The organism is Yersinia pekkanenii, assembly GCF_001152565.1.
Taxonomy (GTDB): domain Bacteria; phylum Pseudomonadota; class Gammaproteobacteria; order Enterobacterales; family Enterobacteriaceae; genus Yersinia; species Yersinia pekkanenii.
This window is the reverse complement of sequence record NZ_CQAZ01000223.1, coordinates 1-434: the sequence shown is the minus strand read 5'-3', so window position 1 is coordinate 434 and position 434 is coordinate 1. Positions and strand designations below refer to the sequence as shown.

The window sequence follows — 434 nt, the reverse complement described above, 5'->3', positions numbered from 1 at the left end:
TGTTAAAGGGGTTGCTTCCCATAAGGTTTTGGCGCTATCGGTGACCGATTGCCATTTTGCAGATAATACCCGTCCAGATTCATCGGAAGCGCGAGTTATCATAGAACGCTCGGGTATCGTATTCGTCGTGCTCTTTAGTCGCCTTGCTTGTGTTGAACGTGGCTTTCCACCCGTTCGCTGATAGTTCCGACATTTCACTGAAGCGTTAAACGCCTCGATAATCTTTGCGGCCCCTGTCAAGCGAAAAGCATGAGGATCGGCTGACATCAACTGACCTTCTCCATTGATGTAGAACAGCCGGGCGGGGCCATAGATATCACTCAGCATCACCACTTCACCGGAAAATACCATTTTTTCCAGTTTCTCTTTTTCGCGTGATCCGCCAGAGGAAGCCTGAGTGTGGTAAGTCCGGCCCTCTCGCATATTGATAAGGT

Annotated in this window: 1 pseudogene; it reads right to left on the bottom strand. The window is 49.5% G+C overall.

Annotation, left to right across the window (positions count from 1 at the left end):
* Window positions 1–434, bottom strand: a pseudogene (locus AEP37_RS27525) (HNH endonuclease signature motif containing protein); the annotation flags it as partial.